Below are 12,965 nucleotides of genomic sequence, written 5' to 3'. Positions count from 1 at the left end.
CGCCTGGAGGGTCTGTGGGTATAGACCCTCCGGAATGTCAGCCGCCGTATGGCAAAACCCACCGACTTCGCCAAGCAATGGTTTGCCGCCAAAGGCTGGAAGCCGTTCGCCTTTCAAAAGGCGGTGTGGACGGCGGTCAAGGCCGGCCAGTCAGGGCTGCTGCACGCCAGCACCGGCGCGGGCAAAACCTATGCCTTGTGGTTTGCCGCCCTCAACCGTTTCGCCATCAGCCGCCCGCCCGCTACGGGTAAACGCGCGCCGCCGGCCGAGCCCCTCACAGTGCTGTGGATCACGCCGATGCGTGCGCTGGCCGCCGACACGGCTCGCGCCCTTGAAGCGCCGCTGGCGAGCTTGCAGATTCCCTGGACCGTCGGGCTGCGCACGGGCGATACCAGTAACAGCGAGCGCGCCCGACAAACCCGTCGCCAACCCAGCGCACTGATCACCACCCCGGAAAGCCTGACCCTGATGCTCGCCCGCGCCAACAGCGAGGCGAGCCTGGCGCACCTGCGCATGGTGGTGGTGGACGAATGGCATGAGTTGATCGGCAACAAGCGGGGTGTGCAGTTGCAATTGGCATTGGCGCGGCTGCGACGCTGGCATCCCGGCCTGATGGTGTGGGGCATTTCGGCAACCTTGGGTAATCAGGCCCACGCGCTTGAGGTCCTGGTCCCACAAGGCAGCGCAATCAATGTACAGGGGCAGACAACCAAACAGCTGAAAGTCGACACCTTGTTGCCGCTGGTCACCGAGCGTTTCCCCTGGGCCGGGCATATCGGTTTGAAGATGTTGCCGCAGGTCGTCGCCGAGGTGGAGGCGAGCAGCAGTTGCCTGGTGTTTACCAATACGCGGGCACAATCGGAGATCTGGTATCAGGCGTTGCTGGAGGCCCGGCCCGAGTGGGCTGGGCTGATTGCCCTGCACCACGGCTCGTTGTCTCGGGAAACCCGTGACTGGGTGGAGCGGGCGTTGAAAGACGGCCAGCTCAAGGCAGTGGTGTGCACGTCCAGCCTGGACCTGGGGGTGGATTTCTTGCCGGTGGAGCGGGTGCTGCAGATCGGTTCGGCCAAGGGCGTGGCGCGCCTGATGCAACGTGCCGGACGCTCCGGCCATGCGCCGGGGCGGCCCTCGAGGGTGACGCTGGTGCCAACCCACAGCCTTGAGCTGATCGAGGCCGTGGCGGCCCAGGATGCAATTTCAGCGCGGCGCATCGAAGCCCGCGAATCGCCCCACAAGCCATTGGATGTTCTCGTACAACATATCGTGAGCATGGCCCTGGGCGGCGGCTTTACACCGGACGCGTTGCTGGCGGAAGTACGCGGTGCCTGGGCGTATCGCGACCTCACAGACGCCGACTGGGCCTGGGCGCTGGGGTTTGTGCGGCATGGCGGCCTGTCGCTCACCGCTTATCCGGATTACCGCCGTGTGGAGCCCGACGAGCAAGGCATCTGGCGGGTGCCCGACGCTCGGCTGGCGCGGCGCCATCGCATGAGTGTGGGCACGATTGTCAGCGACGCGAGTATCCAGCTGAAGTTCTGGAGCAAGGGTGGCGGCGGCAAGAACCTGGGCAGTGTCGAAGAAGGCTTTATCGCACGGCTCAAGCCCGGTGACGGCTTTTTGTTTGCAGGGCGCCTGCTGGAGCTGGTGCGAGTCGAAAACATGACAGCCTACGTGCGCCGCAGTACCGCGAAAAAAGCCGCCGTACCGCGCTGGAATGGCGGGCGCATGCCACTGTCCAATGAGCTGGCCGACGCCGTGGTGGCGCGCTTTGATGCAGCGGCGCACGGCCGTTTCGAAGGTCCCGAGATGCAGGCGGTGCAACCGTTGTTGCAGGCCCAATTACGCTGGTCCGGCCTGCCCACACGCGAACATTTATTGGCCGAAGCGCTGAAATCGCGGGAGGGCTGGCATCTGTTTCTGTACCCGTTTGCCGGACGCCAAGTGCATTTGGGGCTGGCGAGTTTGCTCGCCTGGCGAGTCAGCCAAGGGCAGGCGGTGACCTTCTCCATCGCGGTCAATGACTATGGTTTGGAGCTTCTGAGCGCTACGCCTGTGCATTGGCCGACATTGCTGAACGAGACTCTGCTGAGCCCGGCGACTTTGCTGACGGACGTCGTCGCCAGCCTGAATGCAGGGGAACTGGCCCTGCGACGCTTTCGTGAAATCGCCCGTATCGCCGGGCTGGTGTTTGCCGGCTACCCCGGTGCGCCGAAAAGTACGCGGCAGGTGCAAGCGTCCAGCGGATTGTTCTTCGAGGTGTTCAAGCAATATGACCCGCAGAACCTGCTGCTGGCCCAGGCCGGAGAAGAAGTGCTGCGTGACGAGTTGGATATTCGCCGACTGGAAGAGACCTTGCTTCGATTGTCGGCGTTGAAACTGGACATGCATGTGATCGAACGTCCTACGCCCCTGGCGTTCCCCCTGCTGGTGGAGCGGATGCGTGAAAGCTTGAGTTCGGAAAAACTCTCGGAGCGCATTGCGCGGATGGTCAAGGATCTGGAAACAGTCGCGGATAACGGGAAACGCTGATGCATTGTTCAGTGACGCTTGAGGGTGAAGAACTGTGGTTGCTGGCAGACAAGGCCATTTACTGGCCTGCGCGTCAGTGCCTGCTGATTGCCGATGCGCACTTCGGCAAGGCGGCCGCCTATCGCAGCCTGGGGCAACCGGTGCCCCAAGGGACTACCAGCGAAAATCTGCGGCGATTGGATCGACTACTGGCAGCCCAGGCGTGCCAGCAGATGATCTTTCTCGGTGATTTCCTGCACGGCCCCGGCTCACAGGCCAGTGGCACGCTGGGGGCGCTCAGAGCCTGGCGAGGGCGTTATCGCGACCTGCCCATGACCCTCATTCGCGGCAATCACGATAAACGCGCGGGCGACCCACCTGCCGACTTAAAGATCGAAGTAATCCCGGAGCCCATGCTAATGGGTCCGTTTGCCCTGCAACACGAACCCAATGCTCATGCCAGCCATCATGTACTGGCGGGCCACGTGCACCCCGTGCATCGCTTGCGCGGCAAAGGCCGTCAAAGCTTGCGCCTGCCATGCTTCCAACTGGGCAAGCGTGTCAGCCTGCTGCCGGCGTTTGGTTCGTTTACTGGAGGGTATGGGGTGGAGCAGGACGATGACCACCAAATCTATGTGATTGGCGATCATCAGGTCTGGCCGATTCAGTGAGGCAACCGCAGCCCCTGCTGCTATCAGGCAACAGGTGCCGGTGGCGGCTCGTCCGGAAGGGTCGGCTCACCGGGTTCGGTAGGCTGGGGGTAATCCGGCTCAGGCTGGCCGGGGATGCCGCCCGCATAAGCGGGATCGGCCATCAGGGACCAGGCCAGAACGCCAATCTGGTTGGGTTCAAGCCGGGCAAGTTCTGCGCTGATTCGCGGGTCGATCTTCATAAGGCACTCCTCAAGCGTGGCCCGGCGCGTTTTGCACGCGCCGAGGCAGTACACCCAATAGAGTCACTTTCTGCGGACTAATTCCCTTTACGCGCAGGACCTTTCGATCAAGCGCGTGGCAAGGTGACGCCGCGCTGGCCCTGGTACTTGCCCGCACGGTCTTTATAGGACACTTCACAGGCCTCGTCGGACTGCAGGAACAGCATCTGTGCCACGCCTTCGTTGGCGTAGATCTTGGCCGGCAGGGTCGTGGTGTTGGAGAACTCCAGCGTCACGTGGCCTTCCCACTCGGGCTCAAGCGGCGTCACGTTGACGATAATGCCGCAGCGCGCGTAGGTGCTTTTACCCAGGCAGATGGTCAGCACGTCGCGGGGAATACGGAAGAACTCCACCGTGCGCGCCAGGGCGAAGGAGTTTGGCGGGATGATGCACACGTCGCTCTTGACGTCGACGAAGCTCTTTTCGTCGAAGTTCTTCGGGTCGACAATGGCCGAGTTGATGTTGGTGAACACCTTGAATTCATCGGCGCAACGTACATCGTAGCCGTAGCTGGAAACGCCGTACGAGATCACTCGGTCATCGCCTTCACCACGGATCTGGCGCTCGACGAATGGTTCGATCATGCCGTGCTCTTGCGCCATGCGGCGAATCCACTTGTCCGATTTGATGCTCATGGCGGGTGTCCTGAATAGCGAGGTGGAAAAATTCTGTGTGGCATCTTACCGGGGCCAGCGTTGGGGTTCAAAGGGCGTGGGGCTTTTCTTGATGAATGCATCGCCCGCTATAAGGCGCAGCCAGCGGAGCCGGGGGCCGTATCGCTGCATCCGGCGTCTGTAAATACCACCGCCAGTCACGAAAATAGAGAAACCTTCGGAAATACCATTGGCACGTTCCGGAAAAAGGGTTAAGGTGGCGCCACTGTGCTGCTTGTGTCACTGAGAATCTCTACACGATATGTTGAATTTCGATCCAACCATCTCCAAGAATTTTTCCTGCTCTTTGCACTCAGTCTCGGCCAGGGCTTTTCCTGAGTCGCAGTTAACTTTGTCCAAGGAGATACACCATGTCTAATCGCCAAACTGGTACCGTTAAGTGGTTCAACGATGAAAAAGGCTTCGGCTTCATCACTCCACAATCCGGTGACGACCTGTTCGTTCACTTCAAAGCTATCCAATCCGACGGCTTCAAAAGCCTGAAAGAAGGCCAACAGGTTTCTTTCATCGCTACCCGCGGTCAGAAAGGCATGCAAGCTGAAGAAGTTCAAGTTATCTAACTTGTACTGACTTAGTCGAAAAGACCCCGCCCTTAAAAGCGGGGTTTTTTTATGTCTGGGATTTGACCCTGACGTCAATGTAATACCAGGCACAAAAAAATGTGGGAGGGGGCAAGCCCCTTCCCACATTCAAGCCACTCAAGCTACATCGTTTATTGAAACAACGACTCGCTCGACAGGCCATTCTTCTCCAGGATCTCGCGCAAGCGCTTGAGCCCTTCGACCTGGATCTGCCGAACCCGTTCACGGGTCAAGCCAATCTCCAGGCCTACGTCCTCCAGGGTGCTGCTCTCATGACCACGCAGGCCGAAGCGGCGAATCACCACCTCACGCTGCTTGTCCGTAAGCTCTGACAGCCACTGGTCGATGCTTTGGGAAAGATCATCGTCCTGCAACAGCTCGCAAGGATCTGTCGGGCGATCATCCGTCAGGGTGTCCAGCAGGGTTTTATCCGAATCCGGACCCAGCGAGACATCGACCGAAGACACACGCTCGTTAAGGCCCAGCATGCGCTTGACCTCCCCCACCGGCTTCTCCAGCAGGTTGGCGATTTCTTCGGGCGAGGGTTCATGATCGAGTTTTTGAGTGAGTTCACGCGCTGCCCGCAGGTAGACGTTGAGCTCCTTGACCACATGGATCGGCAACCGGATCGTGCGGGTCTGATTCATGATCGCCCGTTCGATGGTCTGGCGAATCCACCAAGTGGCATAGGTCGAAAAGCGGAAGCCCCGCTCGGGATCAAACTTCTCCACCGCCCGGATCAAGCCCAGGTTGCCCTCCTCGATCAGGTCCAACAAAGACAGCCCACGATTGACGTAGCGTCGGGCGATTTTCACCACCAGGCGCAGGTTGCTTTCAATCATGCGCTTGCGCCCAGCCGGATCGCCCTTTTGCGACAAGCGCGCAAAATGGACTTCTTCTTCGGGAGTCAGCAGAGGGGAAAAGCCGATTTCATTGAGGTACAACTGGGTCGCATCGAGCGCCCGGGTGTAATCAATGTATTTGTGCTGCTTTAACGCGGAGGAGTTCTTGGATTTGGTGCGAACTGAAGGTGTTGCAGGTCCCTCATTCGACATCGATTCCATAGCGATACCGGTCTCCACAAGGAGAACCTCATCGTCGATGTCAAACTCCGGCGCTTCTTTACTGAGAGCCATTGTTATAGTCCTTTGGTGAGTTCGACCTCAAGCTCAAGCGACGCCTTTATCCTTGGCAACGCTGGAGCCTGTTCCTTCTACGTGAGGGAACAGGCTGGCAACACATCAACGACGGGGTAAGAATTGCAGCGGATCTACAGGCTTCCCTTGGCGGCGAATCTCAAAGTGCAGTTTCACCCGGTCTGTGCCCGTTGAACCCATTTCGGCAATTGTCTGTCCGACTTTGACCTGCTGCCCCTCCCGAACCAACAGCCTGCGGTTATGACCGTAGGCACTGACGTAGGTATCACTGTGCTTGATGATGACCAGCTCGCCGTAGCCCCGTAAACCACTCCCGGCGTACACCACTGTCCCATCAGACGCAGCTAAAACAGGCTGTCCCAAATCCCCGGCGATATCAATGCCTTTATTCAAACTACCGTTTGAAGAGAATTTTCCAATTAACACTCCGTTTGAGGGCCATCCCCAACCGGTCGGCGCAGGCCCTGCAGGGGGCAACGGCGCGGCTGCTGGCTTGCTGGAAGGCGCCGGCGAAGCCGTACCCGCAGGCCGTGTAATGATGGTGGTTTTGCTCGAAGACGAGGGCGAAGATCCAGTGTTTGTCACAACTGTCGTAGGCGTGGATCCGGTGCGGCCGTCGAAGCGAATCGTCTGACCCGGATGTATCGTGTATGGCACAGGAATATTGTTACGAGCTGCGAGTGCCTTGTAGTCCCAACCGTAACGGAAGGCGATCGAGAACATCGTGTCGCCTTTGCGCACCACATATTGCCCAGTGGTTACGGTCGGCTTTTGCGGTGCGGCATTATTACGGTCAACGACCCGTGCGCCGCTGCTTGGCGAGCTGGAACAGCCCACCAACAAGGAACCGAAGACAAGGCCAAGCACCAGTCGCTGAAAACTTGTTTTACCCATACGCTGCGCAAGACCTGTGAGACTCACCCGCCGCTCCCTTTGTGGTGGCTGAACATGTACGCCTGTATCAGGCTTGAAATATGTCGCAAGTATAACTGGGCATTGGCGTTTTACTGGCACGCGACTGAAACGAATCATTAAGCGTGTTGATCACTGCACCCATCATGTTGAATTGCTAGACCCCGGCGTAAGACACATCCCCATCAACAGAATTCACTGCCGGCGAAAATTGATCAGGCCAACGGGCCATTGAGCAACGGAACAAAGCGTACAGCCCCCAATACATGCCGGGAAAAACCGTCGTCTTCGCGCACGATAAGCATCAATTGCTGCACTTCACCGGAACCGACCGGAATAACCAGGCGCCCCCCAGGGGCCAATTGATCCAGCAGCGCCTGCGGGACATCGGTGGCCACGGCAGTAACGATAATGCCGTTGTACGGTGCCAGCGCAGGCCAGCCTTCCCAGCCATCGCCCCAGCGAAACACCACATTGCGCAGGTTCAGTTCCACCAGGCGTTCCTTGGCGCGATCCTGCAATACCTTGATACGCTCGACCGAGAATACCCGCTCCACCAGCTGTGACAGCACAGCGGTCTGATAACCCGAACCGGTACCAATCTCCAACACTTTGTCCAAAGGCCCTGCAGCCAGCAGCAGTTCGCTCATGCGCGCGACCATATAGGGCTGGGAGATGGTCTGGTTGTGACCGATCGGCAACGCGGTATCTTCATAGGCGCGGTGGGCCAGGGCTTCATCGACAAACAAATGCCGTGGCGTGCGCCGGATCACTTCCAGCACCTGGGCGTTGGACAGGCCTTCTTCGTACAAACGCTGGATCAAACGTTCACGGGTGCGCTGGGAAGTCATCCCGATACCACGACGCAACAGGTCGTCTTGTTCACGAGCCATCAGCGCAACCCCTCCAGCCAGCCTTCGAGACCACTGAAGGCATCGCTGAAGGTGCGGTCGAATTGCAACGGGGTAATCGACACATAACCTTGCATCACCGCGTGAAAGTCCGTGCCCTCGCCACCGTCTTCAGCATCACCGGCCGCTGCGATCCAATAACCTTCCTTGCCACGCGGATCGACCACCTTCAACGGCGCCGCCGCACGGGCACGATGGCCCAAGCGTGTCAGCTGGATACCGCGAATGTGATCGAGGGGCAAGTTGGGGATATTGACGTTGAGCACTGTGCGCGGCGGCAGTTCCAGGCAAGCGTGGGCCTCCACCAGCTTGCGCGCGAAATAGGCGGCGGCGGGCAGGTTGTCCAGTTGCCGCGAGGCAAACGAAAAAGCGAACGAGGTGCGGCCCAGGAAGCGCCCTTCAAGCGCTGCCGCCACGGTGCCGGAATACAGCACATCATCGCCCAGGTTGGCGCCGAGGTTGATACCCGACACCACCAGGTCCGGCTCGTGATCCAACAGGCTGTTGATGGCCAGGTGCACGCAGTCGGTAGGGGTACCGTTCACGCTGATAAAGCCATTGGCCAGAACCTGCGGGTGCAGGGGACGGTCAAGCGTCAGCGAACTGCTGGCGCCACTCTTGTCCTGGTCAGGGGCAACCACCACGCACTCGGCGTAATCCTGCAGCGCAGCGTAGAGCGCAGCAAGGCCGGGTGCGGTGGCACCGTCATCGTTTGATATCAGAATACGCATGGGCTGTCCGTCTGCCCCACCGGCACCAGATCAACAAGCTCGCGCACCAAGACAGTGGCGAAGCATCCGGCCGGCAGGACGAATTCCAATTGCAGAATGTCAGGCCCGGGATAATGCCACGTCAACCCGCCAATGGGCAGTCGCAGAATGCGACGTTCCTGGCTCATGCCAGCATTCACCAGCCAATCGCGCAGGTCGGCTTCGCTGGCCGCAACCGTTTGCTCCAACTCATGGGTAGCGCCTGTCGCGGGCGAATCGCCCTCACCCCACTGCGGCCCGGTCGGGTGCAGGTCGAGGATTGCCAGGCGTGGGTCGCTGCATTCCGCCTCCCCCGCCGGGAAAAAGCTGCGGCTGTCGGTAAACGCCAGCAAGTCGCCGACCTGGGCGCGCTGCCAGGAACCATCGGCAACCCGCGCCGCCAGCACCTTGTTGAACAGGAAACTGCGTGCGGTAGACAGCAGCCGCGATCGCACATTGCGCTGCTCCGGCAACGCCTTGCGCGCCGCCCAACCACGCGCGTCGACGACATTGCCACCGTTATGGCCAAAGCGCTGGGCGCCGAAATAATTGGGAATGCCTGCTTGGGCAATCAGTTGCAAGCGCGCATCGATGGCCGCGGTATCACCGGCCAGTTGAGTCAGGCGCAAGGTGAAACCGTTGGCCGAGTGCGCGCCGCGTTGCAGCTTGCGCTTGTGACGGGCGGTCTTGAGGATCTTGAGGGTGTCGTTTTCAGCAGCGCTCATGTCCGGGTCTGCCTTGCCTGGCAACTGCACGCTGAACCACTGGCGGGTCAGCGCCTGGCGGTCCTTGAGCCCGGCATAGCTGACAGTGCGCAATGGCACACCGGCAGCCTTGGCGATACGGCGAGCGGCTTCCTCAGTGTTGAGGCCACGTTTTTCCACCCACAGCCACAGGTGTTCGCCCTCGCCGGTCAGCGGGATATCCAGCACTTCGTCGACCTGGAAATCTTCGGCAGTGGCCTTCAGGACCGCGCTGCCCAAGGCCTCGCCGTAGGCACGCGGGCCCAACAATTGCAGATCATTCATGCGCGCAGCAACAAGGCGACGGAGTGCACGGCAATGCCCTCTTCACGACCGGTGAACCCGAGCTTTTCGGTGGTGGTGGCTTTCACGTTCACTTGATCCAATTCAATTTGCAGGTCTGCGGCAATCAGTGCGCGCATCGATTCGATATGGGGCGCCATTTTCGGCGCCTGGGCCACGATGGTGTTGTCGACATTACCGACCTTCCAGCCCTTGGCATGGATGAGGCCCACCACATGGCGCAGCAAGACGCGGCTGTCCGCCCCCTTGAACGTAGGGTCGGTGTCCGGAAAGTGCTTGCCGATATCACCCAACGCCGCGGCGCCGAGCAAGGCATCGCTCAAGGCGTGCAACACAACGTCGCCGTCGGAATGAGCCAGCAACCCGTGGTGGTGTGCAATACGCACGCCGCCCAGGGTGATGAAGTCGCCTTCGGCGAAACGGTGCACATCGTAGCCGTGGCCAATACGCATAAAAAAACGCCCCGATTTAATTCAGGGCGTGATTCTACCTACTTTTGCTTCACATTAACCGAGCAAAGCGCGGCCGTGGTGTCGCAAATGGTCTTCGATGAAGCTAGCGATGAAGAAGTAGCTATGGTCATAGCCGGGCTGCAGCCGCAACTCGAGCGGATGCTTGGCGATCTTCGCGGCTTGCTGCAAGGCTTCGGGCTTGAGTTGCACGGCGAGAAAATCGTCGCGATCCCCCTGATCCACCAGCAAAGGCAGCTTTTCCGAGGCTTCGCTGATCAACACACAGGCATCCCATTCGCGCCATTTCGAGCGTTCTTCCCCCAGATAACGGGAGAATGCTTTCTGGCCCCACGGGCAATCCATTGGGTTGTTGATCGGCGAAAATGCAGAAACAGAGCGGTAACGCCCAGGGTTGCGCAGCGCACACACCAGTGCGCCGTGTCCGCCCATGGAGTGGCCGCTGATACCACGCTTGTCCGAAGCCGGGAAATGCGCCTCAACCAAATCCGGCAGCTCCTGCACTACGTAGTCATGCATCCGATAATGCTTGGCCCAAGGCTCCTGGGTGGCATTGAGATAGAAGCCAGCACCCAGGCCAAAGTCCCAGGCGTTGTCCGGATCACCCGGCACACCGGGACCGCGAGGGCTGGTATCCGGCGCAACGATGATCAGCCCCAGTTCGGCGGCCATGCGCTGTGCGCCGGCCTTTTGCATGAAGTTTTCATCAGTGCAGGTCAACCCGGACAGCCAATACAACACCGGCAGTTTGCCGCCCTGCTCCGCTTGTGGCGGCAGGTAAACGGCGAAAGTCATGTCGCAACCGAGCACATCGGAATGATGCTTGTAGCGTTTATGCCAGCCACCGAAGCTCTTCTGGCAGGACAGGTTTTCCAGACTCATGGCCGACCTCAGAAGTGGATGACAGTACGAATGCTCTTGCCTTCATGCATCAGGTCAAACGCTTTGTTGATGTCTTCCAGGCCCATGGTGTGGGTGATGAACGTGTCCAGCGGGATCTCGCCGGTCTGGGCCATCTCCACGTAGCTTGGCAATTCGGTACGACCGCGCACACCACCGAAGGCCGAACCGCGCCAGACGCGACCAGTCACCAACTGGAATGGACGGGTAGCGATCTCCTGGCCAGCACCGGCAACACCGATGATCACCGACTCGCCCCAACCTTTATGGCAGCACTCAAGGGCAGCACGCATCAGGTGCACGTTGCCGATGCATTCGAAGGAAAAGTCCACGCCGCCGTCGGTCAAATCAACAATCACGTCCTGGATCGGGCGATCGTAGTCTTTCGGGTTGATGCAGTCGGTCGCGCCCAATTGCTTGGCGATTTCGAACTTGGCCGGGTTGATGTCGATGGCAATGATGCGACCCGCCTTGGCTTTCACCGCACCGATGATGGCCGACAGACCAATACCGCCGAGACCGAAGATGGCCACGGTGTCGCCCGGCTTGACCTTGGCGGTGTTGATCACCGCGCCAATACCCGTAGTAACGCCGCAACCCAGCAGGCAGACTTTTTCCAGCGGGGCTTCTTTAGGAATCTTGGCCACGGAAATTTCCGGCAGCACGGTGTACTCGGAGAAGGTCGAGGTACCCATGTAGTGGAAAATCGGCTGGCCTTTGTAGGAAAAGCGCGTGGTGCCGTCTGGCATCAGGCCTTTGCCCTGGGTGGCGCGAATGGCCTGGCACAGGTTGGTCTTGCCCGACAGGCAGAATTTGCACTTGCCGCATTCCGGGGTGTACAGCGGGATCACATGGTCGCCCACGGCAACCGAAGTGACGCCCTCGCCAATGGCTTCAACCACCGCACCGCCCTCGTGGCCGAGGATCGACGGGAAGATGCCTTCCGGGTCGGCGCCAGACAGGGTGTATGCGTCGGTGTGGCATACGCCCGAAGCCACCACTCGCAACAGGACTTCGCCAGCCTTGGGCATGGCCACATCGACTTCGACGATCTCCAGTGGTTTTTTGGCTTCAAAGGCGACAGCTGCGCGTGACTTGATCATCCGGGTTTCTCCAGGGACTGAAAATTGAGAAGAACAGTGTAAAACACGGCTGGCTGATTAATAATCCAACGAAAAGCAAAACATTATTGCCACACAGGGATAATCAGAATGTTGGAAAACCGCTGGGAAGGCATCGACGAGTTCGTCGCCGTGGCGGAGTGCAGCCAGTTCACGGCCGCCGCCGAGCGCCTGGGCGTGTCGTCATCCCATATCAGCCGCCAGGTCGCACGGTTGGAGGAGCGACTGCAGACACGCCTGCTCTATCGCAGTACACGCAAAGTGACCCTGACCGAAGCCGGGCAAACGTTCCTCCAACATTGCCAGCGCCTGCAAGATGGCCGCGAAGAAGCGCTGCGCGCGGTGGGGGATCTGACCAGCGAACCCAAGGGCATGTTGCGCATGACCTGCGCCGTGGCGTACGGCGAGCGGTTTATCGTGCCGTTGGTGACACGGTTCATGAGGCTTTACCCACAGTTGCGAGTCGATATCGAACTCAGCAACCGCCAGCTCGACCTGGTGCATGAAGGCCTGGACTTGGCGATTCGCCTGGGCCGACTTTCTGACTCAAGGATGGTCGCCAGCCGCCTGGCGCCACGGCGCATGTACTTATGCGCGTCACCGTCCTACCTGGAACGGTACGGCCGCCCACACAGCTTGTCGGAATTGAGCCGGCACAACTGTTTGATCGGCAGTTCGGATATCTGGCAGCTGGCCCAGGACGGGCGGGAATTTTCCCAGCGCGTGCAGGGAAACTGGCGCTGCAACAGTGGGCAGGCAGTACTGGACGCGGCGCTACTGGGGGTCGGGCTGTGTCAGTTGCCCGATTATTACGTGCTGGAACACTTGCACAGTGGCGCGTTGGTGTCGTTGCTGGAGGCACACCAGCCGCCGAATACGGCGGTGTGGGCGCTGTATCCGCAGCAGCGGCATTTGTCGCCCAAGGTCAGGAAACTGGTGGATTTCTTGAAGGAAGGGTTGGCTGGGAGGCCGGAGTACAGTCGTTGAATGTGGGTCGTTTGGGCG

General features: G+C 59.8%; 14 protein-coding genes. 4 read left to right on the top strand and 10 right to left on the bottom strand.

The window, feature by feature from the left end; translation table 11 throughout:
* Positions 1–48: 48 nt before the first annotated feature.
* Positions 49–2,529: a ligase-associated DNA damage response DEXH box helicase gene (locus tag PspS35_RS07035; protein WP_159933310.1), complete on the top strand. Its 2,481-nt coding sequence runs from the start codon at positions 49–51 to the stop codon at positions 2,527–2,529.
* Positions 2,529–3,179: a ligase-associated DNA damage response endonuclease PdeM gene (pdeM, locus tag PspS35_RS07030; protein ID WP_159933309.1), complete on the top strand. Its 651-nt coding sequence runs from the start codon at positions 2,529–2,531 to the stop codon at positions 3,177–3,179. The genes PspS35_RS07035 and pdeM overlap by 1 nt, the downstream gene beginning before the upstream one ends.
* Positions 3,180–3,202: 23 nt before the next feature.
* Here the strand turns inward: pdeM and PspS35_RS07025 are convergent, their stop codons facing one another.
* Together PspS35_RS07025 and dcd are read right to left on the bottom strand one after the other, a co-directional pair.
* Positions 3,203–3,400 carry a hypothetical protein gene (locus PspS35_RS07025; protein WP_010212420.1) on the bottom strand — a complete coding sequence of 66 codons (198 nt, stop codon included), beginning with the start codon at positions 3,398–3,400 and terminating at the stop codon, positions 3,203–3,205.
* 107 nt (positions 3,401–3,507) lie between these two features.
* The gene (dcd, locus tag PspS35_RS07020; protein WP_003172320.1) at positions 3,508–4,074 is read right to left on the bottom strand and encodes a dCTP deaminase; all 567 of its coding nucleotides are present in this window, start codon (positions 4,072–4,074) and stop codon (positions 3,508–3,510) included.
* Positions 4,075–4,463: 389 nt separating this feature from the next.
* On the opposite strand from dcd, the gene PspS35_RS07015 reads away from it, so the two are divergent.
* On the top strand, positions 4,464–4,673 hold the full coding sequence (locus PspS35_RS07015) for a cold-shock protein (RefSeq protein WP_002554837.1): 210 nt from the start codon (positions 4,464–4,466) through the stop codon (positions 4,671–4,673).
* Positions 4,674–4,825: 152 nt separating this feature from the next.
* On the opposite strand, the gene rpoS is transcribed toward PspS35_RS07015, so the two are convergent.
* The 8 genes from rpoS to PspS35_RS06975 all read right to left on the bottom strand — a co-directional run bounded on the left by rpoS (position 4,826) and on the right by PspS35_RS06975 (position 11,942).
* A complete protein-coding gene (gene rpoS, locus PspS35_RS07010; protein ID WP_159933308.1) occupies positions 4,826–5,830 on the bottom strand; it encodes an RNA polymerase sigma factor RpoS in 1,005 nt (334 codons plus the stop codon).
* A 105-nt stretch (positions 5,831–5,935) separates the two neighbouring features.
* The gene (locus tag PspS35_RS07005; RefSeq protein ID WP_159933307.1) at positions 5,936–6,772 is read right to left on the bottom strand and encodes a peptidoglycan DD-metalloendopeptidase family protein; all 837 of its coding nucleotides are present in this window, start codon (positions 6,770–6,772) and stop codon (positions 5,936–5,938) included.
* Positions 6,773–6,978: 206 nt separating this feature from the next.
* Positions 6,979–7,614: a protein-L-isoaspartate(D-aspartate) O-methyltransferase gene (locus PspS35_RS07000; RefSeq protein ID WP_169899534.1), complete on the bottom strand. Its 636-nt coding sequence runs from the start codon at positions 7,612–7,614 to the stop codon at positions 6,979–6,981.
* Positions 7,615–7,655: 41 nt separating this feature from the next.
* Entirely contained in the window at positions 7,656–8,405 is a 750-nt protein-coding gene (gene surE, locus PspS35_RS06995) for a 5'/3'-nucleotidase SurE (protein WP_159933306.1), read from the bottom strand.
* Positions 8,393–9,451 (bottom strand): tRNA pseudouridine(13) synthase TruD, encoded by a 1,059-nt coding sequence (gene truD, locus PspS35_RS06990; RefSeq protein ID WP_159933305.1) that lies wholly within the window; start codon positions 9,449–9,451, stop codon positions 8,393–8,395. Before truD ends, surE begins: the two co-directional genes overlap by 13 nt.
* Positions 9,448–9,921 carry a 2-C-methyl-D-erythritol 2,4-cyclodiphosphate synthase gene (ispF, locus tag PspS35_RS06985; RefSeq protein ID WP_012722614.1) on the bottom strand — a complete coding sequence of 158 codons (474 nt, stop codon included), beginning with the start codon at positions 9,919–9,921 and terminating at the stop codon, positions 9,448–9,450. The genes truD and ispF overlap by 4 nt, the downstream gene beginning before the upstream one ends.
* A gap of 54 nt (positions 9,922–9,975) precedes the next feature.
* Positions 9,976–10,821, bottom strand: coding sequence for an S-formylglutathione hydrolase (fghA, locus tag PspS35_RS06980; protein ID WP_159933304.1), 846 nt, complete (start codon positions 10,819–10,821; stop codon positions 9,976–9,978).
* Between the two features lie 8 nt (positions 10,822–10,829).
* Entirely contained in the window at positions 10,830–11,942 is a 1,113-nt protein-coding gene (locus tag PspS35_RS06975; RefSeq protein WP_159933303.1) for an S-(hydroxymethyl)glutathione dehydrogenase/class III alcohol dehydrogenase, read from the bottom strand.
* 108 nt (positions 11,943–12,050) lie between these two features.
* Between PspS35_RS06975 and PspS35_RS06970 the strand changes: the two genes are divergently transcribed.
* The gene (locus PspS35_RS06970) at positions 12,051–12,947 is read left to right on the top strand and encodes a LysR substrate-binding domain-containing protein (RefSeq protein WP_159933302.1); all 897 of its coding nucleotides are present in this window, start codon (positions 12,051–12,053) and stop codon (positions 12,945–12,947) included.
* Positions 12,948–12,965: the final 18 nt, after the last annotated feature.

The sequence above is a fragment of the Pseudomonas sp. S35 genome (genome assembly GCF_009866765.1).
GTDB lineage: Bacteria > Pseudomonadota > Gammaproteobacteria > Pseudomonadales > Pseudomonadaceae > Aquipseudomonas.
The sequence above is the reverse complement of the archived record's forward strand: the minus strand, read 5'-3'. Positions and strand labels throughout refer to the sequence as shown.

Excerpts from the sequence above, each read along its gene's own strand:
- PspS35_RS07035 (WP_159933310.1), top strand. The coding sequence starts at position 49 with ATGGCAAAACCCACCGACTTCGCCAAGCAATGGTTTGCCGCCAAAGGC.
- pdeM (WP_159933309.1), top strand. The coding sequence starts at position 2,529 with ATGCATTGTTCAGTGACGCTTGAGGGTGAAGAACTGTGGTTGCTGGCA.
- PspS35_RS07025 (WP_010212420.1), bottom strand. The coding sequence starts at position 3,400 with ATGAAGATCGACCCGCGAATCAGCGCAGAACTTGCCCGGCTTGAACCC.
- dcd (WP_003172320.1), bottom strand. The coding sequence starts at position 4,074 with ATGAGCATCAAATCGGACAAGTGGATTCGCCGCATGGCGCAAGAGCAC.
- PspS35_RS07015 (WP_002554837.1), top strand. The coding sequence starts at position 4,464 with ATGTCTAATCGCCAAACTGGTACCGTTAAGTGGTTCAACGATGAAAAA.
- rpoS (WP_159933308.1), bottom strand. The coding sequence starts at position 5,830 with ATGGCTCTCAGTAAAGAAGCGCCGGAGTTTGACATCGACGATGAGGTT.
- PspS35_RS07000 (WP_169899534.1), bottom strand. The coding sequence starts at position 7,614 with ATGACTTCCCAGCGCACCCGTGAACGTTTGATCCAGCGTTTGTACGAA.
- surE (WP_159933306.1), bottom strand. The coding sequence starts at position 8,405 with ATGCGTATTCTGATATCAAACGATGACGGTGCCACCGCACCCGGCCTT.
- truD (WP_159933305.1), bottom strand. The coding sequence starts at position 9,451 with ATGAATGATCTGCAATTGTTGGGCCCGCGTGCCTACGGCGAGGCCTTG.
- ispF (WP_012722614.1), bottom strand. The coding sequence starts at position 9,921 with ATGCGTATTGGCCACGGCTACGATGTGCACCGTTTCGCCGAAGGCGAC.
- fghA (WP_159933304.1), bottom strand. The coding sequence starts at position 10,821 with ATGAGTCTGGAAAACCTGTCCTGCCAGAAGAGCTTCGGTGGCTGGCAT.
- PspS35_RS06975 (WP_159933303.1), bottom strand. The coding sequence starts at position 11,942 with ATGATCAAGTCACGCGCAGCTGTCGCCTTTGAAGCCAAAAAACCACTG.
- PspS35_RS06970 (WP_159933302.1), top strand. The coding sequence starts at position 12,051 with ATGTTGGAAAACCGCTGGGAAGGCATCGACGAGTTCGTCGCCGTGGCG.